11 protein-coding genes are annotated in these 22,349 nt (G+C 44.7%); 10 read left to right on the top strand and 1 reads right to left on the bottom strand.

Going from position 1 to position 22,349, the window contains the following annotated elements:
* Nucleotides 1-55 precede the first annotated feature (55 nt).
* From HB679_RS12560 to HB679_RS12515, 10 genes are all read left to right on the top strand, one after another.
* The gene (locus tag HB679_RS12560; protein WP_214072329.1) at nucleotides 56-5,530 is read left to right on the top strand and encodes a carboxypeptidase-like regulatory domain-containing protein; all 5,475 of its coding nucleotides are present in this window, start codon (nucleotides 56-58) and stop codon (nucleotides 5,528-5,530) included.
* Nucleotides 5,531-5,593: 63 nt separating this feature from the next.
* Nucleotides 5,594-11,167 (top strand): hypothetical protein, encoded by a 5,574-nt coding sequence (locus HB679_RS12555; RefSeq protein WP_214072328.1) that lies wholly within the window; start codon nucleotides 5,594-5,596, stop codon nucleotides 11,165-11,167.
* Between the two features lie 45 nt (nucleotides 11,168-11,212).
* The gene (locus HB679_RS12550; RefSeq protein ID WP_214072327.1) at nucleotides 11,213-12,046 is read left to right on the top strand and encodes an SGNH/GDSL hydrolase family protein; all 834 of its coding nucleotides are present in this window, start codon (nucleotides 11,213-11,215) and stop codon (nucleotides 12,044-12,046) included.
* 10 nt (nucleotides 12,047-12,056) lie between these two features.
* Nucleotides 12,057-13,652, top strand: a complete 1,596-nt coding sequence (locus tag HB679_RS12545; RefSeq protein ID WP_214072326.1) for a glycoside hydrolase family 172 protein — start codon at nucleotides 12,057-12,059, stop codon at nucleotides 13,650-13,652.
* An 8-nt stretch (nucleotides 13,653-13,660) separates the two neighbouring features.
* Nucleotides 13,661-14,110 (top strand): DUF4395 domain-containing protein, encoded by a 450-nt coding sequence (locus tag HB679_RS12540; RefSeq protein WP_214072325.1) that lies wholly within the window; start codon nucleotides 13,661-13,663, stop codon nucleotides 14,108-14,110.
* Between the two features lie 283 nt (nucleotides 14,111-14,393).
* Nucleotides 14,394-15,353: a carboxypeptidase-like regulatory domain-containing protein gene (locus tag HB679_RS12535; RefSeq protein ID WP_214072324.1), complete on the top strand. Its 960-nt coding sequence runs from the start codon at nucleotides 14,394-14,396 to the stop codon at nucleotides 15,351-15,353.
* Nucleotides 15,354-15,359: 6 nt separating this feature from the next.
* The gene (locus HB679_RS12530; RefSeq protein ID WP_214072323.1) at nucleotides 15,360-16,313 is read left to right on the top strand and encodes a hypothetical protein; all 954 of its coding nucleotides are present in this window, start codon (nucleotides 15,360-15,362) and stop codon (nucleotides 16,311-16,313) included.
* A 236-nt stretch (nucleotides 16,314-16,549) separates the two neighbouring features.
* Nucleotides 16,550-18,565 (top strand): beta-L-arabinofuranosidase domain-containing protein, encoded by a 2,016-nt coding sequence (locus HB679_RS12525; protein ID WP_214072322.1) that lies wholly within the window; start codon nucleotides 16,550-16,552, stop codon nucleotides 18,563-18,565.
* Between the two features lie 72 nt (nucleotides 18,566-18,637).
* Nucleotides 18,638-18,946 carry a GIY-YIG nuclease family protein gene (locus HB679_RS12520; RefSeq protein ID WP_214072321.1) on the top strand — a complete coding sequence of 103 codons (309 nt, stop codon included), beginning with the start codon at nucleotides 18,638-18,640 and terminating at the stop codon, nucleotides 18,944-18,946.
* A gap of 81 nt (nucleotides 18,947-19,027) precedes the next feature.
* Complete coding sequence (locus tag HB679_RS12515) at nucleotides 19,028-19,852, top strand: SGNH/GDSL hydrolase family protein (protein WP_214072320.1); 825 nt, start codon at nucleotides 19,028-19,030, stop codon at nucleotides 19,850-19,852.
* 136 nt (nucleotides 19,853-19,988) lie between these two features.
* Here the strand turns inward: HB679_RS12515 and HB679_RS12510 are convergent, their stop codons facing one another.
* The gene (locus tag HB679_RS12510) at nucleotides 19,989-22,106 is read right to left on the bottom strand and encodes a hypothetical protein (RefSeq protein WP_214072319.1); all 2,118 of its coding nucleotides are present in this window, start codon (nucleotides 22,104-22,106) and stop codon (nucleotides 19,989-19,991) included.
* Between the last annotated feature and the right edge of the window lie 243 nt (nucleotides 22,107-22,349).

The raw sequence follows: 22,349 nt of genomic DNA, 5'->3' as shown, positions 1-22,349 counted from the left end.
GATTGTGTCGACGTATACTTTTAACCCGGGTATTTGAAAACCTAACCTATAAGTAATGAAGACATCTGCCAAAACCATTATCATAATTGTGCTCTTAAGCTCGGTGGCACTCTTTGCGTTTACCAGACGTGATGGAGATCCGCTAGGTAAACTAACCTTTGCCCTGCAACACTGGACAGACAGCATCCCGCAGGAAAAAGTGTACCTGCATATGGATAAACCTTACTATGCCCTGGGTGATACCATTTGGTTTAAGGGGTATTTGACCATAGGCTCGCGACATCAACTATCGGCCATGAGCGGGGCAATGTATGTAGAGCTGATCTCTGAGAAAGATTCGGTATTGCAGCAGCTTAAACTGCCGGTAACCTCGGGCATGGTGATGGGCAATTTTACGTTGAAGGATGACTATCACCAGGGTAGTTATCGTATCCGCGCCTATACGCAGTGGATGCGCAATGCCGGCGAAGATTACTTTTATGATCACACCTTTACCGTGGGCGACGTTGCCGGTGGCGATGTGGTAGCCAAGGCAGATTTTAGCTATCGCGATGATCAAGGTAAACGCACATTGACCGCCATATTGAACTACACCAACGATGAGGGCAAGGCCCTGGGCGATAAACCTGTTCGTTATGAGATCTGGGCAAATCACAAAGTACTCTGGCAGCAAAACAGCAGTACAGACGCTTTGGGTAGTTTGCGGATCAACATTCCTGACGATATCAAGCAACATCCCGAGGGTGCCTATTTACATACCACATTGCAGGGCAGCGATAAATCTACTATCATTCGCGATTTCCCGGTTAAAGCCACCCTGGCACAAACCGATGTTCAGTTTTTCCCGGAAGGCGGCAGCCTGGTAAACGGTATTATTTCCAGAATAGCCTATAAAACCGTGGGTATTGATGGCCTGGGCGTTAACATGAAAGGCAATATTGTTGATAATGATAATAAGGAAGTAGCCAAATTAGATAGCATACACGCCGGTATGGGTAGTTTCCTGCTAACTCCCGTGCCAGGCAAAACTTATAGCGCCAATATTACTTTCGAGGATGGCTCGACCAAAAACATAGCCTTACCAAAAGCTGCAGACGAAGGCTACGTATTGCGTGTTTACCAACCGCACAAAGACAGCGTGCTGGTGCGTATCCATGCCTCGGTAGCGCTGCTGCAAAGAAGCGTAAATTTGATTGTTCACACTAACGGGGCAATTGTATTTGCCTCGTCATACATCACAGAAAAACCTATCACTTCTGTTTGGTTAAGTAAAAAGGCTTTTCCAACCGGCATAGCCCAATTTACATTATTCGATGCCGGCGGCGAGGCACTGCTTGAGCGCATAGCCTTCATCCGCAGTAATGATATGATGCAGCTTAATGTTAAAACGGCTAAAACCGGGTATAGCAGTAAAGAACGCGTAATGGCCGACCTGGAAGCTAAAGACAGCGAGGGTAAACCAACCGCCGGTAATTTCTCGGTTTCGGTGGTGGATGAGAGCAAGGTGCCTTTTGAGGAGAGCAAGGAAAGCACCATTTTCTCTAACCTGCTGCTTACGTCTGACCTGAAAGGCTATGTAGAGCAGCCTAATTATTATTTTACTGCCGATAACAAATTGGTAAACCGTGCCCTGGATAACCTGATGCTTACGCAAGGTTACCGCCGCTTTACCTGGAAGGAGTTGAATAATACCGTCAGCACCAAACCACAGTTCCCGGTGGAGGATCTGGGCACCTCGATTACCGGCCGGGTAACTACCTTAACTAATAACAAACCCGTGCCCAATGCCAACATCAGCCTGATAGCTTTAAGAGCAAACGCGGTAAAATCTGCCAGTGCCGGTGCCGATGGTAAGTTTCGTTTTGATCCCTTCTTTTTAATGGATAGTATCAAGCTTTCATTACAGGCGCGCACAAGTAAAGGCAGCGATAAGGTGATATTGCTTTTAGACAGCATCCCCACCATCAAAGTAAACCACAACCCCAACCTGCCAGATGCCAGTCTGAACATTCAAAGCAGCCTGAAGCAATACCTGGAAAGTGGCAAAAAAGAGGACGACACTTACGAAAAACTGGGCATGCTGGATAAAGTGCATCGCCTGAAAGAAGTAAAGATCAGGGCGAAAAAGGTGGTGACAGAACCTGCATATAACAGCATGCAGGGTCCGTTGCAAATTCCGGAGGGGCATTCTGATAAAACCATTAAACTATCCAACCCTGAGGGATGTTCCAGCCTGGCTATTTGCCTGGCGGCCAGCTTACCCCGCGTAGTCTTTGAGGGGAAGGACGTAATTGATCCGTTCGATAAAAACAAACATCAATTTTATCCCTTGTATCCCGTGGTTCATTTTGCAGGAGAAACCAGCCTGTTATATGTAGTACTGGATGGCAGACTACTTGACCGGTTTGAGGCGGGCGACCTGATGACTGACGGTGATTTAGAGCCGTCGGATATTGTGAAGATGGAATATATTTTCAGCAATCAGGCGCTCATGAACATGGTAGGTCGTCCGCCCGGGCCTGTATTGTTTATCTATACCAACCGCGGAAAGGTAAGGCATACCTACAACCCGTCAATGGCTAACATCACCCCAAAAGGCTTTGATAAGGTGCGCGAGTTTTATTCGCCACGCTATGATAAACCCAAAGCCAGTTTAACCCAGCCAGATCTGCGCAGCACCGTATATTGGAACCCTTACTTAAAAACAGACGTAGCCGGCCAAACCTCGTTTAACTTTTTTAATGCCGATGGACCCGGCACCTACAAGGTAACGGTAGAAGGTATCAACGCTGCCGGGCAACTGGGCCGCGTGGTGTACCGTTACACGGTTGGTGCCGGGCAAACCATGGCTTACACGGCACCTGTGGCCTCCAATGGTTCAAACCCTATCATTGCGCCGCTGGATAGTTTTAATAAACGCATGCCTATAGAAAAGGCTTATGTACAAACGGATAAACCCTACTATGTTTTGGGCGATACGATCTGGTTGAAGGGCTATCTGCCCGAGGGAGCGCGGCATCAACTATCGGCCATGAGCGGGGCTATGTATGTAGAGCTGATTTCTGAGAAAGATTCGGTATTGAGTCGGCTCAAACTACCGGTTAGCTCGGGCACCGCAGCAGGCAATTTTATTTTGAAAGAAGATTATCCGCAGGGAAGCTACCGCATCAGGGCTTATACCCAATGGATGCGTAATGCCGGCGAAGCTTATTTTTACGACCACACCTTTACCGTTGGCGATGTTGCCGGCGGCGACGTGGTAGCCAAGGCCGATTTTAGCTATCGCGATAATAAAGGCAAGCAGGTGTTAACGGCACTGCTTAACTACACCAATGATGCGGGTAAAGCTTATGGCGATAAAACGGTGCGCTACGAGATCTGGGCCGACCATAAACCCTTATGGAAACAAAATGATAAGACCGATGCGCTGGGCAGCGTGCGTATTGTTATCCCAGATGATATTAAGCTGCATCCCGGCGGCGCTTACGTGCGCACCATTATTGGTCCAAATGATAAGAATCCTATTATCCGCGATTTCTCGTTTAAGGCAAACCTGGTGCAAAGCGACGTGCAGTTTTTCCCGGAAAGCGGTAGCCTGGTAAATGGCATAGCTTCAAGGGTGGCTTTTAAAGCCGTTGGCGTTGACGGGTCGGGTATCCATATCAAAGGCAATATTGTTGATAACGACAAAAAGGAAATTGCTACACTGGAAACCCTGCATGCCGGTATGGGCACGCTTTTATTGAACCCGCAAGCGGGTAAAACCTATACGGCCAATATCATTTTTGACGACGGCAGTACCAAACCCATTGCCTTACCTAAAGTTGCCGACCAGGGTTATGTACTGAGTATTGACCAAGCTGATAAAGACAGCGTATTGGTAAAAATCCAGGCTTCGGCTGCTTTACAAGCTTCTTCGGTTAGCCTGGTGGCGCATACCAATGGCGAGGTGATTATTGCCGAACCGGTCAAGATCGATAAGCCGGTAACATCCATTAAACTTGCTAAGAAAGATTTCCCGACGGGCATAGCACAGTTTACACTGCTCAGCAATACCGGCGAACCTATGAATGAGCGTCTGGCGTTTATCCGCAGCACAGATATTACCCAGCTGGATATTAAAACTGCTAAAACAACCTACAATAGCAAAGAGCAGGTACAAGTTAACCTGGAAGCTAAAGATGGCCTGGGCGGGTTCACGCCCGGTAATTTTTCGGTTGCTGTGGTAGATGAAACTAAAATCCCTTTTGATGAAAATAAAGAAAGCACCATATTCTCGCATGTGCTGCTCACCTCCGATTTGAAAGGATATGTTGAAGAGCCTAATTATTATTTCGCCCAAAAAGGCGATGCGGTTGATATGGCTTTAGATAACCTGATGCTTACCCAAGGGTACCGCCGGTTTGCCTGGAAAGACCCGGGGAATATAATTAACACTAAACCCGCCTATCCGGTTGAAAATTTAAAAACCCTGGTATCAGGCAGGGTAACAACCTTAATAGGTAATAAACCCGTGCCCGATGCCAACATTAGCCTGGTAGGTTTACGAGCCGGTATAACAAGATCTGCCACATCAGACGCTGATGGAAAATTTCATTTTGAACCTTTCTATTTGGCAGACAGCGTCAAGCTTGCTGTACAAGCCCGAACCGCAAAAGGCAGCGATAAGGTGAAGCTGGTAGTAGACAGTATACCTGGCATAAAAGTTAACAGCAACCCTAACCTGGCCGACGTTAGCCTGGATGTACAAGCCACCCTAAAACAATATCTCGACAATGGCAAAAAAGAGGATGATGCCTACGAGAAGTTAGGCATGCTTGATAAAGTGCATCGATTAAATGAAGTGAAGATTAGGGCAAAAAAGCCGGATCCGTTTAGAAATTACGCCGAACAATGGGGGCCAATGGTTCCCGAAGGGCATGCTGATTATACTTTTAAACCTCCATACCAGGAAGACTACATGCCGCCGGGAATTTACTTACAAGGCCAGTTACCCAAAATTATTTTTAATAGCACCAAAGACGGTTTTTTGCCGGGGGCAGTAGTTTACCTGAATGGACGTAAAATTATTGATCATGACGAGCTGGTAGACATTTTTAACAATGGCGAATTGGACGTTGCGTCAATCATCAAAATAGATTTGATTTTTCCATCCAATCCTTTAAAAAATGTCTGGGGGGCGCCGGCTATGCTCATTTACACTAAAAAAGATTACCGGTGGAAAATTTCGAACCCAAGCCTGGTTAATATCATGCCCAAAGGCTATGACAAAGTACGCCAGTTTTACCTGCCGAAATATGACAAGCCGGGCGATTACCTTAAAACACCCGACTTGCGCAGCACCGTTTACTGGAACCCGGATGTAAAAACAGATATCAATGGTAAAACCTCTTTCAGCTTTTTTAATGCCGATGGCCCCGGCACCTATAAAGTAACGGTTGAAGGGATTACTGACGACGGACAATTGGCCAGGCAAGTATACCGCTACACAGTAGATGCACCATCCGTTAGTGCAACTGCCCCTAATTGATATTATGTCGTTCGCTTTTTAAATTTATCCATTGAAGATCATATCTTTAACCTTATCAACCCCATGAAACCAACCATTAAACTTACCATCAAATTAGCCTTATGCTCTCTAGCATTAGCTTTTTTAGCCTTTATTCCGCGCGATGAAAATCCGCTGGATAAGCTGGTATCTAACCTGCAGCTCTGGAGAGACAGCATCCCGCAGGAAAAAGTATACCTGCATACCGATAAACCCTACTACGCCCTGGGCGATACCATTTGGTTTAAAGGTTACCTCACTATTGGTGCGCGCCACCAGTTGTCGTCATTAAGCGGGGCGGTATATGTAGAATTGGTTAATGAGCGCGACTCCTTACTACAGCAACTTAAATTGCCGGTAACCGCAGGTATGGTAATGGGTAACTTTATTTTGGGCGATGATTTTCGCGAGGGTAGTTACCGTATCCGTGCTTATACACAGTGGATGGCAAACGCCGGCGCCGATTATTTTTATGATCACACCTTCACCGTTGGCGATCTGATAGATCATAACATCTTAACCAAAGCCGATTATCGGTACAAAGATGTCGATGGTAAACCGGCCTTGACAGCCACACTAAATTACAGCGATAAAAATGGGGGTCCGGTTGCCAATCGCGATGTGCGGTATATATTAATGATCAACAAAAAAGTAGCCTGGCAGCGCAACACTAAAACCGATGCGCAGGGTAACGTGTCGGTTAACATACCTAATACCCCGGGCGGTTTGGCAGGCGCTTACATCCATACCATCCTGCAAAGCGACGATAAAAGCACCGTTACCCGGGATTTTGCAGTAAAAGCGCAACTGGCGCAAAGCGATGTGCAGTTTTTTCCGGAAAGTGGTACGCTGGTTAACGGTTTATTATCAAGAGTAGCCTTCAAGGCGGTGGGTATTGATGGCCTTGGTGTAAATATCAAGGGCCAATTAGTTGATGAAACAGGTGCGGAAGTATTGCCGTTTGAAACACTGCACGCAGGCATGGGCAGCTTTCTGTTACGCCCGCAGGCAGGCAAAACTTATTCGGCTAAAATTACTTTTGATGATGGCTCGACTAAAACCCTGCCCCTGCCCGCGGTATCAAACGACGGTTATACGCTAAATGTATATCAACCGGGTAAAGACAGCGTGCTGGTAAGAATCCAGGCTTCAGCCGGTTTGCAGCAGTCAAATACAAATCTGATCATTCATGCCGGTGGCGAGGTGGTATTTGCGTCGCCGGTAAAAATAGAAGGGTTAATGACCTCGGTTTTGTTGGATAAAAAGTCCTTCCCCACAGGTATTGCACAATTTACTTTATTTAATGCCGCCGGCGATCCTATCAATGAGCGCATTGCATTCATCCGCAGTAATGATTTGATGAACCTGAACATAAAAACCGCTAAAACCACCTACAACAGTAAAGAACGCGTACAGGTAGCCCTGCAATCAAAAGATGGTAATGGCATGCCGGCAGCCGGTAATTTTTCGGTATCGGTAATTGACGAGGGCAAGGTGCCCATTGATGAAAATAAGGAGAGCACCATTTTTTCTAACATACTGCTAACGTCTGATCTGAAAGGCTATGTAGAACAACCTAACTATTACTTTGCCAATAAAAGCGATGACGTAGACCGCGCTTTAGACAACCTGATGCTTACACAAGGCTATCGCCGTTTTACCTGGAAGGCTTTAAATAGTACTGTTGCTGCTAAACCTGTGTTCCCGGTGGAGGGTTTGGGTACAACCATGTCGGGCAGGGTAACTACATTGGCCCATAGGCCACAGGCCGGCGCCTCTGTTATCATGATGGCGTTAAGAGCCGGTGTAACCAAGGTTACCACAGCCGATAGTAATGGCCGCTTTAAATTTCCGGGTTATTTTATTACCGACAGTAACAAAATAACCATTCAGGCACGCAATGGTAAAAGCGACCATGTGATTGTGATTATGGATACCATCCCGAAAATCAGGATGAGCCATAACCCTAACATGCCCGACGTAAGTACCAACGTTGCCGCCACCTTAAAAGAATACCTGGGCAATGTAAATAAAGAGGACGACGCCTACGAAAAGATGGGGCTGCTGGACAAAATGCATCGGCTGAGAGAAGTACGGATAAAAGCCAGGAAACCGGCACCGCCACCTTATAAAGACCAAATGGGCCTTAGGGTACCGGACGGGCATGCCGATCAAACCTATTTAATACCGGCGGATCACCAGGAAGGCGCCAGCCTGTTGATGTGTTTTCAAACCATGTTGACCGGCGTTGTTTATCAACAGCGAAAGACTCAGAGTACGGTTGTTAATAATTACCCATATGCCTTTGTACCCGGCTCGGGGTTAGTTCCCCTAAATGTAGTATTAGATGGCCGTCTGTTGACTTTAGACGAGGTTGGCGATATATTTGATAATGACTCGATTGACCCTGACGGTGTAGCGAAAGTAGATATTATAAGAACTAACCAGGCTTTAATAAACTACCTGGGCGGCCCAACCCTAATGATCTACACCAAAAGAGATTATGTAAGGAAAAACTACAATCCTGCCGTTGTTAATTTCACGCCGAAGGGCTTTAATAAAGTGCGCGAGTTTTATTCGCCGCGCTACGGCCGCCCGGGCAATGCCGAGCAGCTACCAGATCTGCGCACCACCGTTTTCTGGAGCCCATATTTAAAAACAGATTCGGCAGGCAATACCTCGTTTAACTTTTACAATGCCGATGGCCCGGGCAAATACCGGGTAGTAATTGAAGGTATTAATGCGCAAGGGCAGTTGGGCCGCGCCATCTATCATTACACGGTAGATGCAGGGCAAGCTGTCAACAATAATTTGTTATCAACTGTTACTGATAAAAACATAACCAAAATTACCACACCGCTTGATGCCTTTAACAAGCGCTTACCGTTGGAGAAAGTTTACCTGCATACAGATAAGCCTTACTACAATACAGGCGACACGCTTTGGTTTAAAAGCTACCTGCTTGACGGCGTAAACTTAACTGCATCGCGCCTAAGCGGATTAGAATATATAGAATTGGTTGATGATAGCGCTTCGGTTGTGCGACGCGTGAGTGTTAACGTCAAAGACGGCCTTGCCTGGGGACAAATACCCTTACCGGCTGCCATCTTTAAAGAAGGCGGTTATACCCTGCGGGCCTATACCAACTGGATGCAAAACTTTGGCGGCGATTATATATTTACCCAGCACTTCTACATCGGTGTGCCGGCAACTGACGCCTGGCTGGTAAACTCGGCAGCTAAGCTTGAAAAGGTTGGCGATAAGGACCAGGTACAAATCAACCTGAAACTAACCCAGGCTAATAACCCGCTTGCTCCTATCGCATCCAAAAAGGTAGAGGTTAAGTTGTATGATGAGTACCATTATATCAGTAAAGAGGAAGTGCAAACCGGCCCGGATGGTAGCCTCAATATCAGTCATGAGTTAGCAGCGAAGGCAGACGGTCGGCGTGTTAGGCTGCAAATAACCAGCCTGGATAAAGCCGATAACTTTAAAGTGGTACAGGTGCCGCTTGTTCTTAATCGTGATCAAAAAATTGACCTGCAGTTTTTACCCGAGGGTGGTAGCCTGGTAGCCGGACTCAACTCGGTGGTAGGCTTTAAAGCTATTGCCGAAGATGGCAGCGGCACCGCGGTTGTTGGTGGTATCTATGATAGTAAAGACAATGAGGTAGTATCATTTACGCCATTGCATAACGGCATGGGATCTTTCCTGTTTACTCCTCACGCCGGCGAAACTTATACAGCTCGCATTAGCCAGCCAATTGCCAAAGGCTATAAATTACCTAAAATACAGCCTAAGGGCACCGTATTGCACATTTACAACCCAGAGCAGGGCGACGACCTGAAGGTTGACATAGCCGGTGCCAATTCATTACCTACCGATAGCGCATGTTACCTTATAGGTACTTCAAGGGGTGTGATCTACTATTCGCAAAAAGTTGACTTGGCTAAACCTTCGTTAATGGTAGCTAAAAATTTGTTTCCTACCGGGATTGCAAAATTGACGCTCTTTGAGGGAATGACCCCATTGAATGAGCGCGCCGTTTTTATTGATAATGGCGACCAGTTGAAAATTAGCCTAAAGTCAAATAAAGCCAGCTATGTAAAGCGCGACAGCGTAGCATTGGATATCCAGGTAAAGGATAAAAGCGGCCTGCCGGTACAAGGAAACTTCTCGTTGGCTGTTACAGACGACTCGCAAATAAAACCGGATAGCTTAGGTAATTATGGCATTGCGCCCAGCCTGTTACTTAACGCCGATTTAAAAGGAAATATTGAATCGCCGGGCTATTACATCAACCGGAAAGATAACCAGGCCTGGCAAGCACTTGACAATTTAATGCTTACCCAGGGATGGACAGGCTATGATTGGAACGACGTTTTTACACGGGCAAAACCGGTAAAATATCAGGCCGAAAAAGAATTTAAAATAACCGGTTTAGTTAAAAACATTACCAACAAGCCATCGGCAAATCAAACGGTATTGATCTCGTCGCAAAAGCCAAGCTTTGTAAATACAGTAGTTACCGACTCGACCGGGCGCTATATTTTTGATCATTTACCGCCCATTGATAGCGGATCATTCTTCTTGCAGGCTAACAATGCTAAAGGCAAGCATATTAGCTTTGGCAGTATTTCTATTGACAATCGATTTAAGCCTTTACATCCCCGTGATTCTATCAACGTACCGGTTAAACCATGGTATGTAAATACCGACGCGAGAGAGTTAAACTTCGTATCAAAGCAAATCGAAATGAACAAAGACAATGTAAAGTATACCGGCAGGCTTTTAAACGAAGTACAGATCAAAGCAAAAAAAGTGATACCAGGTTCAAGGTATCCTTTTGGCGCAGGCTACGCTGATATGGCTTTTGATGAAAAGGACATTAAAGCATCAGCAACCAATGACCTATATGAATTGCTTAAACAGAAACTGCCGGGATTCAGGGTGCTTGGGGCGACAAAAACAGGATATAGAGGCGAAGTGGTATTCACTCCTCTGATGTCATTTAATGGCTACGGGGTCATACTTCATATGAATGGCGGGCCGGTAATACTAAATATAGATGCACCTGATGTGGAGGAAGATGTGAATTTGGAAAAAGCGGCAATCGCATCAACTCGTCCCGGCCGGCCGCATCCCGAATATTCTGTATTATCCCCCGAATCTGAAGTGATACAAGCCTTAAGAGATTATAAAATCCCTGATCTTACAGGATTGGAGGTTGCCTACAGCAGAAAATACACGAATAGATATGCGGGGCCTAAATTCATGGATGATATTGCTGTAGTAGAGCTAACCACCAAAGATGGCATTCTTAGTTATAGAGACCCCTCACCGGGCACTACTACCTACCGGCCATTACCAATTTTAAAACCGCAGTTGTTTTACAGCCCTAAATATAACGTGGCATCATCGGTAACTGTGCCCGATTATCGCGCGACGATTTATTGGGAGCCAAACATTACTACCGACCAAAACGGAAACGCACACTTGTCGTTCTACACGTCAGACATAGCAGGCAAATACACCGTTAAGATTGCCGGGGTTGATGTAAATGGCGGCATTGGCGATGCCAGCATAAAATTAAATCCAAAGGCAGCAACCGGACTTTAGATTAAAAAAATTATTAAGTTTGACATTAGTAAACCTGATGTCTGTATGAAAAAAATTGCGGTATTGTTGGCCTTGGTGGGCCTGTTGGCGGCCTTTGCCCCCCCAAAAGAAAAAACATGGATGGCCATAGGCGACTCCATAACCTATCTTAATGGCAGGCCAAACCTAACCAAGAACCGCATTACCAAAGGCTATATGGACAGGGTAGTTGAAAAACTACCCTACATCCATTTTAAAAATGAAGGATTCTCTGGCTGGACAATTAAAGCCATAGCAGACAACATTAATAACCTGGGACTTGAAAAGGCCGATTTTTACTCCGTGTTTCTGGGCACTAATGATTGGTGGACCAACCTGCCTGTAGGCACTTACGATGATTACAAAAATGCCACCGGCGATGCTACGGCTTATGGGTCTTACCGCACTGTGGTTGATAAAATCAGAAGTCTGAATGATCATGCGGTGATCGTTCTGATCACGCCTTTTCAGCGGGCTGATTATGTGGATATTAATAACATCCACAGTACTATCCATGGTTCTTATAAACCAAATAACTCGGGCGTGCCTTTAGTTGCTTATGCTAACGCGATCATCGACATCGCCCAAAAAGAACATTTTGAACTGGTTGACCTGTACAACAAAAGCGGCGCTACTGTTGCCAATGCCGTTAACTTTAAACGCATTCCGGACCCGAAAACCGGCGCGTACAAAAGCTATAAATACCCGGATTACATCGACGTACCTTTTAACCCGACTGACACCACCGCTTACCCCTACCCGCTTGATGCCATGAACTGGTGCTATGACGGTTTGCATCCTTCAGACAAAGGGCATCAACGTATAGCCGATATGTTGGTTAAGGTGATGAAGAAATACTAGAACGTCAACTATGTTTAAAAGTCCAAAAACCTTTATCATTGCCTTGCTGCCTGTTTTATTGATTGCAGGTTGCAGTGCAGATACCAGCAAAGTCATGCTATCATTAATGACTGACAACAGATTCAGAGCACTGCAGCCCACAGGACATGAGGAGTTTCAAGCCAGCAGCTATGATCGTCGCTCGGTAGCATTCGATCAGCCGGGTTGGTTCACTAACCGCGACGCGTCACAATACATCCGTACAGACGAAATAAATGGCCGCAAGGAAAATGTAATGATGGATGTTGACGGGCCGGGCGCTATCGTTCGTTTTTGGTTAACCACCTTTAAGCGACACGGCACCATCAGGATCTATTTTGATAATAAACCGGAGCCGGAAATCACCGTTCCTGCGTATGATTTGATGAAAATTGGACTACCGCTGGGTAAAGCATTATTACAAGCGCATTCAAGCTATGAGCCAAAGGAAAAAGGCGGCAGCACACTTTACCTGCCCATGCCTTATGCCAAACATTGCAAGGTTACTTTTGAGGATAAGGACCCCGACAACCAACCTCGCTATTACCAGATAAACTATATTAAGCTGGGTCATGCCGAGACTTTCTCCATCAAACACTTTAATGAGCTAAAAGCGCAAGTCGACAAAACGAATGACAGGCTGTTGCAACCCGACACTATAATCACCGGGCCAACAACAGATATCGATCAGCAAATAGCGCCGACTAACCAAGCTTCTGTTGATCTGCCCCACGGCTCATCCAGCATCCGCATGTTGTCTATTAAAATTAAAACCGACGATCCGGCGGATTATGCCCAGGCCCTGCGATCGACCGTATTAAAAATAGAGTTTGACGGCGAGCAAACCGTATGGTGCCCCATCGGCGATTTCTCAGGATCGGGCGTTGGTGGCAAGCCTTTAAAAAGCTGGTACCGCACCGTCAAGAATGATGGCGAGATTGTCAGTCGCTGGTTTATGCCTTATCAGCATACGGCCAGAATAACGGTGCTGAATTTGAATAATAAGCCTGTACATGTCGAGCTTAAAGCAAAAAATGGCGCCTGGAACTGGGTGAAACAAACTATGTATTTTCATGCCGACTGGAAGAACCAGGTCAATGTCCCGTTGCGTCAAGTAGATGTGCCCGTTTATCCGACAGACAAAAACTACCCTATGGACTGGGATCTGAACACCATTGAAGGTAGCGGTGTTTTTGTAGGCGAGACTTTTGCCGTATACAACCACATGCACGTTTGGTACGGCGAGGGCGATCAGAAATTATGGGTAGATTACGCTAAATTCCCGGTTGAGTACGGCACCGGTACCGAGGATTATTATAATACCTCATGGGCGCCGGTAGTATTGTATCAAACGCCGTTTGCCAATGCACCAAGGGCGGATAACGCCGACTCGTTTGGCTACAACACCTTTACCCGCACCCGTAACCTGGATGCAGTGCCCTTTCATAAATCGTTCCGCTTTAGTATTGAAACCCTGGGTTGGAAAGACGGCTTTGCCGACTTTGCGGCTACTACCTATTGGTACGGCTTTAAGGGCGCTAAAAGTAGTGCTGCAACTAATCAAACATTACCCGGCAAATTACCTTAATAGTATATATGGCTGATAACAATTTAGATTGCCCGGTAGATTTTATAATTATTGACGAGAACCGTGCACGCATGGTGGCTTTCCTGGTGTTGATTTTAGGTATCATCTGCTGGGTACAACTTAATTGGGGCGTGGCCATTTTTTTGATGGTAGATTTTGGCTTACGGGCATTTAAGTTGAATGCTTATAGTCCGCTGGGCTTTTTGGCCGGTAAGCTCACCACCCTGTTCCACATCAAAAATAAACCGACTGATAGAGCACCCAAACGTTTTGCGGCTTTAATGGGATTGATATTTTCGGGCATCATTTTCTTGACTCTGGTTACGGGCTTACTCACCATTGCCCAGATCATGTTGTTTATATTGCTGGTTTGTGCGGGACTGGAATCATTACTCGGAATCTGTATTGGTTGCTACGTTTATACTTATTTGAAAAAGCTGGGGTTCATCAAACAATAATGCATGGAGACGCAAAGTATTGCGTCTCTACCAACAGGTTCAAACGTAGCGTAGAGACGCGTACTTGCGTCTCCTGCTGATCCACGCGAGAATGTGGATCAGGTTGGATCACCTTAAAAATTAAACTATTTAACAATCAATAGTTTAATATAAAACGACTTTTATAGTTGGATCAGTTTGGATCATTTTTTCTGACGTATAAGTCTTGTTTGGATCACCTGATTTTCAATGGTTTTTGTAATTTTGATTATTCGTCGTGCTATCGACAATATTAACCTAACCAATGAAATCATATTTTTACCATCTGTTAATTTTTTTGACGTTGTTGATATGCCAATCGGGTGCCGTTTTTGCGCAAGCCTATTATGAGGGTCAGGTGGTGGATAAAAATACGGAGGCCGCTATCCCCTCCGTCACTGTCATACTATCTAAAACACAAACAGCTACCCGCACCAATGAACAGGGTTATTTTAGTTTGAACGCCCCTGCTGCGGTTGAAAAAGAAAGCCTGGTATTTACTTGCGTCGGCTATCAAACTTACACTTTGCCGGTATCGGCTTATAAGCGGGGGATGTTCATCGCCATGCAGCCAAGTTCTGCTAAACTGAAAGAAGTCGAGATCCGCTATAGAAAGAAAACGCAAAAGTTAGGAGAATTTACCCGAGGCGATCTGGATGCCCAAATTTCGTGGTCTGTTTCTTATCCATTCTATTCGGCAACCATGTACGCTAAATTATTCGAGACGTCAAAACAAGATGCAGTAATAACCAGCATAGATCTGGGGCGCTGGCAACCCGGCCCCGATGCCTGGGATATGCAGCCTGGGAAAACTTCGATGTTTAAGGTACATATTATGACGGTTAACCCGGCAAATGGCGCGCCGGATAGCATTTTGGCTACCAAAGAAATCTCTTTAGCAGACAGATCTCGTAAGGTAACCGTGCGGTTTGATAGCACCAATGTTGTCTTGCCCCCCAAAAAGTTTTTTGTTGCTATTGAATGGTTGCCTTTGCCTTATAACGAATATATTCTGAAGGGCGGTAATGCAAGGCTTGAAACTAGAGCAAACGGGGAAATAAGAACCTGGCAAAACGGTGGATTTGATCGGGTGATCTATCAGCCCATACTGGTACGATACGAGCGTTCAACAAACCCTATCTCATGGAAACTGGTCAATGGTGCCTGGACGCGATATAAGCATCCGGGGTCTGAGATCGCATTGTCGGCAACTATAAATTACTGATAGCGTATGAAAAGAATTTTGCTCCTGATTTTTTGCATTGTCTCTACGGTAAGTTATGCTCAGCAGGCGCCAAAGATCAATACATTTCATGTGGTTGATTTTAACACAAAAAAACCTATAGGGTATGCTACCATCAATATTTTGAAAGCTAAGTTGGCCATTGCCACTGAAAGCGATGGGGTTTTTATCATTCCGGGAAATCTGGCAGCAATGCGGGATACTATTATTTTAAACGCACAGACTTATATACCGCTAAAATTACCCATAAGTACGTTGGCGACCATGGATACCATTCGCCTGTACAGGATGATCCCAAAAAACCAGGGAATCCAAACCAAATTTTCTGCAAAGCGAACATTAAACGACTATCTGGCCGACGACATAGGCCTTTATGCCGGGGTAGCGACAGACGATGCGCCGTTTAATTATTTACAGATAGCGCAGCATTTTGTCACTGATGCCGCGACTAGTAAACTGGCAAGTATTACCATCAACAAACCCAGCGATTGGCTGCTGACGAAATTCAGGGTAAGGATATATGATACCGACCCGGCAACCGGCGGACCAGGAGCCGATCTTTATGACCGGATTATTGATATTGATAATGAAGAATACGTTAATGATTACCTGAATAGAAGATCAAGCTATGCCAGTTATGTCGAAAGCAAAAGCACGATCATAGATTTTCGGAAAGATAATATCATCATCCCAAGTAAAGGCTTTTTTGTTGCGGTAGAATGGCTGCGCGATTTTTTTAATGCCAGCAAGGCACCGGTTTATAACAAGGTTACCAGTAAAGTAGATACTGCTATTGTTTATCGTCCTTTCATTGGCATTTCGCCGGTAAAAGGTAACCAGCTAAATATATGGGTGATGCAATTGGACAGGACATGGAAAACATATGATCATTTTTATCCTTTTGGTACCGACCTGGCTATAAAGGCAACGGTAGAATATTAGGCTTGAGCACTGTGAGTTTTCTTCTGTTAGTCCGAATTTGCAATCCGGACTAACAGAAAAGACCTTGTTTGTCATTGTGAGCGAAGCGTGGCAATCGCAAGGAGAAAAGTAATAACAGCCATACATAGTTCGCGATTGCCGCGCTCCGCTCGCAATGACATATTATTGCTAAGACCAGCGGCGTCATCCATTTTCCAATAAATCTGCTTAAGTTTAGGGCCAAATTACTCCTTTCTATGAGACGTTTTCATTTGCTGGCTGTATTGGCCTGTTTCGTTATTATTCCTAAGATCGGCAACAGCCAAAACTACACTTTGGCTAAGGCACCTTTACGTCAAAATCCCTATATCCAATTGCCTTTAGGTGCTATTACGCCACAAGGTTGGCTGCGCCAAATGCTCATCAAACAAAAAGAAGGCGCAACCGGTAATCTGGATAAATTGTATCCGCTGGTAATGGGTAACCGCAACGGCTGGTTAGGCGGCGATGGCGACCAATGGGAACGCGGCCCATACTGGATTGATGGCCTGCTACCGCTGGCTTATATCCTGAAAGACAAAGAACTGATAGCCAAAGTAAAACCCTGGATTGAATGGACCATTAAAAGCCAGCAGCCCGATGGTTATTTCGGCCCGTCGAAAGACTACGGTTACGAGCCGGGCATACAGCGCGATAACAGCCGCGACTGGTGGCCAAAAATGGTAATGCTTAAAGTACTGCAGCAGTACTACACTGCCACCGGCGATAAACGGGTGATTAACTTATTGACTAACTATTTCCATTATCAGCTTAAAGAATTACCTAAAGAACCGCTTAACCACTGGACCTTCTGGGCCGAATGGCGCGGCGGCGATAACCTGATGGTGGTTTATTGGCTGTATAATATTACCGGTGATAAATCGCTATTGGACCTTGGCGATCTGATTCATAAACAAACTTTTGATTTTACCGGTGCTTTCCTGAAGGGAAAAATGTTAACCGACCTGGGCAGCGCGCACGGCGTAAACCTGGCCGAGGGCATGAAAGAGCCGCTGATCTACTATCAGCAACATCCCGAACAACAATATATCGATGCGATGGAGAAGGGTCTGTATGACCTAACCAAATACAACGGCATGGCGCATGGGCTTTTTGGTGCCGATGAATCTTTACACGGTAACAACCCAACGCAAGGCTCTGAGCTTTGCACGGCGGTAGAGATGATGTTTACGCTAGAAAACTCATTAACCATTACCGGTGGCGTTGATTATGCAGACAGACTAGAGAAGATTGCCTTTAACGCTTTGCCTGCCCAAACTTCTGAAGACTATTTGAGTCGACAGTATTTTCAGCAGGCTAACCAGGTAATGCTGACGCGAGATGCGCGTAACTTTAACGTAAATCACGCCGGTACCGATGTTTGTTATGGTTTGCTAACCGGCTACCCTTGCTGCACCTCAAATATGCACCAGGGCTGGCCAAAATTCACCCAAAATCTATGGTATGCCACACCCGACAATGGCCTGGCTGCATTAGTATATTCTGCCAGCGATGTTAGCGCCAATGTGGCTAACGGCGTGCCGGTTACTTTTAAAGAAGAAACCAATTATCCGTTTGATGAGAACATTCGCTTTACGTTAAGCTTAAATAAAAAAACTAAATCGGTTACCTTTCCATTAGATCTGCGGATACCTGCCTGGTGTAAAAACGCCACCATCAAAGTAAACGGTGCCGAGCTGCAGCAATCTGCCGGCAACCAGGTAGTAAAGATCAACCGCGAATGGAAAAATGGCGATGTGGTTGAGTTGCAACTGCCTATGCACATCTTTAAAAATACCTGGTATGAAAACTCGGTATCAGTAGAGCGCGGCCCACTGGTTTATGCTTTAAAGATTGGCGAAGCGGTAACCACAGTTAAAAACGATCGCGACCCGGTTGCTTATGGCATCGAGTATACCGAAGTTAGACCAACTACCCCCTGGAACTATGGTTTGATCGATGTTCGTGCTAATCAACTGGAAAAAGCTTTTACTTTACAAAAAAAGGATCAGGTAGCTACCTATCCATGGAACCTGACGAATGCACCATTACAGCTTACCGTAAAAGCGCGCCGCATCCCAAACTGGACTTTGTACAATGATATGACCGGCCCAATGCCATATAGTGTAATTTATAACGAAGGTACACCGAAGGAAAAAGATGAAGAAGTAACGCTGGTGCCCTATGGCTGTACCAAGCTGCGGATCTCGCAGTTCCCGGTTGTGGGGAGATGATTTTGATATGCAGATAAAATAGCTAGGTCATGCCGAATTTATTTCGGCATCCCACGCGCTAAGTAAAAAGTAATGCTTTACACACAGGGCCATGTATATATCATGACTAACCAATACCGAACAACGTTTTATATTGGCGTGACCAGCGATTTAAGGTCGCGGGTTTGGCAGCATATTAATAATGAAGGATCATTGTTTGTTAAAAAATATAAACTTTATGATTTAGTTTATTATGAATACTTTGAACGGATAGCTGATGCCATCGATCGTGAAAAGCAATTGAAACGATGGCATAAAGACTGGAAAGTTAATTTGATCAAAGAGGAAAATCCTGATATGAAAGATTTGAAAGGGGAATTAGAGTTACCCGATGAGCATTAGCTTATCGCTTGTTTGCTTTGCATGTGGGATGCCGAAATAAATTCGGCATGACCTCGCTTCATTTATAGACACAAATTTAATATGAAAAAAATAATCCTGGCTATTGCAGCCATTTGTATGCTGGCGTCCTTTACACACAAAGAATTGACCTGGGTAGCTATTGGCGACTCGATCACTTACCTGAATGATCATAAAAACGAAACTCAGGACAGGCTGACCAAAGGTTATTTGACCCAGGTTACCGAAAAGCTGGATTATATCCATTACGTAAACAAAGGATACAATGGCTGGACATCGGGTGGTATTGCTGACAGTTTTGATAAGCTGAATATCCCGAAAGGTGATATCTACACGGTATTCCTGGGAACTAATGACTGGTGGCAGGGACGCCCTATTGGCACTATTGACGACTATAAAAACAAAACCGGCAATAAGACGATTAATGGTTCTTTCCGTATCATTTTGGATAAGATCAAGGCATTGAATCCAAATGCTAAAATTGTTTTGATGACACCTTTACAGCGTGTAGACTTTGTTTACATACTAGACAAAAGAAACACTGCCGACGGCTCCTACAAAGAAAAGAATGGGCAGACTTTAGAGGCTGTGGCCAACGCTATTGTCGCCATTGCACAACTGGAAAATATCCCGGTAAATGATCTGTACCATAACCCGGATTTTATGTTGCCTAACCTGGTGAAATTTAAACGGGTTAAGGATGCCACAAGCGGGCAGTATGTTGATTTGCCCTATCCAAAATTCCTCAACGTGCCGTTTAATCCGGCCGATGACTATCCTTACCCGGTAGAAGCTATGAACCTTACTTATGATGGTTTGCATCCGTCAGATAAAGGCTGCGCCGTTATTGCCAAAAGTTTGGTTAAGATCATGAAGAAGTTCGACTAATCCATTGTCATTTCGACGAGGTACGAGGAGAAATCTTATACAAGCGATCAACTGCTTAGCTTATAAGATTTCTCTCTGTCGTTCGAAATGACAACTATTTAAAAGATGTGGCTATAACAATTAAATCGATAGCAATCTATAATCCCACCTTAAAACCTGCACCTATAAACCTGCGGCTTTCAACAATGGCCGATTGATCATTCTGAAACAGGTTGCGTGCACTGGCATAAACTTCCAGGCTTTTGATATGGGTTACCGGTATTTTATAACCTAAGTCGATATTTTGCAGATCGAAGGTATTTGTTTTACCGATGAGCTCGTAGGTTTGCGTAGAATTAGGATGATCAAGTTTAGCCTGATTCATGCAATAGATCACCCCAAAATCAAGATACAGATCCTTATAGGAAAATTGGTTGACAAAACCACCGGTTATAAATGGTTTGCCGGGATAAGCAAGCCGCAAAAATTCTGGCAGGTAATTAACTACTTTGTAGCTGTCGCGCATAATTACCAGTGTACCGTTTAAATTGGTTCGCCACTTAAAATTGCCATCAGTTGGCAAAGCAAAGTCAATGCCGACACGATGCAGCTCCACACGCGCATTGGTGTTTGAATAATGGTCGATGTATAGCACATCAGTAGTTAATATATCCTGCCCTGCACTAAATCTTTTCAGGCTGTAGTTATAGCTGAAAGACAACTTGTTTCCTAAAAATGAAGCGGTTAAGCCCCCTTGTATTTGTGTATAAACCTGGTAAGGGTCTGGTGCTGTGCTAAAGTTTGCGTTATTGCCTACGTGGATAAAGTAATTATCCAGTAAACCGCTGGTCAGATCATTAGCATAAGTAAAATTTTGGGCGTACGATCCAAAAAGATTCAAATGCATGTCATTGGTATCTAAATCCAACGGTTTGGTCAGGTCAATATTGGCGGTAGCAAAAGGAAGCGGCGTGGTGTTATCATGTCCTTCTACAGTTGACTTTGCCGTGCTGTTAAAATAAGTTTGAAAGCCACCCTGCAAGCTTACCCAATCCAGATAACCCAATGTTATTGAAGGCGTTAAAATAGCGAGTTTTTGAGTTGCAGAATATTGATTAATCAACGGGGGAAAGAATTGCCCGTTATACGAGTTAATCTCATTCATGCTGTGCGGATTACCTGCCTGGCGGTAAGTAAAGTTAACGTTTGGCTGCAGCGTAAAATCTCCTAATTGAGTTTCGTAACTGATATCATCCTTAGCAACATAACTGTTAATAGCGCTAACCGAGTCGCGTTCAAAAGAATTGGCTAAAGTACCGTTATCATAGGTATGTGTAACCTCTTGCGCATTGCTACGCAACCTTTGAAAGCCGGCGCTTATTTTATTGGTAAAGCCCTGGGCTATTTGCGTTGTTAGCTTAATATCGGTATAAAACAGATTTTGGCTACTGTAAAAATTAGCGTCGTATTTATTGATATGACCATTAGGGATGGTTACAGTGTTATATTCATTGGTCAAATCTCGTTGCGGCGCGTAACCTGTGTTTACGCTCAATAGATTTCTTTCGCCCAGTTTAACATCCAGGTAGCCGTTAAATTTATACCTGTTGGTATTTATCGCGCCATATTGTTCATAATTGAAGTCGACCGGTACAATATCGGCGCCCAACGGGATATCATTATGTATAATTTCTGCGGATATGCCTGCCCTGATGTTTTTGGTATTAGCATAAGCCGATACATAGTATTGATGATACATGGTATTAACCTTATGCAAGTCATTTGCAGAAAACTCGGGATTTGGAAGGAATTGCGATATTTTCATCAGCCTCACAAAGTCAGACTGGCCGGCTACGGTTACGCCGCTGCTTTCGGTGCCGCCACGCCTGGTTTTTACCAAAACCAGAACTTTAGTAGGGTCTGCTCCATTTAATGCGGTCGCAGCATTTTGTATGATGGATATCTCATCAATATCATAAATGCTGTACGCATTGATATCGGCATTTAAAATTCCATCTATTACATACGCATAATTTTGTTTAGCGCTGTATATGCCGTTAACATAAATATTGATAGCGTCTTTGATATCGGTAAAGGGCATTTTCTCCAGGTCTGAGCCTTTAATGGTTATGGCCTGTACGTTTCGTTTCTTGAATGTGGTACGACCTAAATCATAAGTTGAATCAACGGCTGATTCAGAGTCAGATTGCGCATAGGCCAGACTAAAAAATCCGGACACAAAAAAAACCGCGCATGCAAGTAAAGCTATTTTCATAGGCGTAGAGATAAGGTAAACAATAACTGATAATGGCTGCCTTGCCGGGGGTTAGCTAAAACCAGGTGATAGCCATGCACAGAATGCTATTAGGTTAATTGTTTAGAAAGCGTTTTTATAGGTTTATAATTGGTTTTATCGATCTAAGTAAATCATTATTAACCAATAAATCAAATATTAAAGCAATTTACGTATTGACCTAAACAACAAAAGCCGCTAGTTATAGCGGCTTTTTGTTGTCTG

Origin of the sequence: Mucilaginibacter sp. dw_454 (assembly GCF_018449775.1) — a bacterium.
GTDB lineage: Bacteria > Bacteroidota > Bacteroidia > Sphingobacteriales > Sphingobacteriaceae > Mucilaginibacter.
Note: the sequence above shows the minus strand (reverse complement) of the source record. Positions and strands in the feature narration are given on the sequence as shown.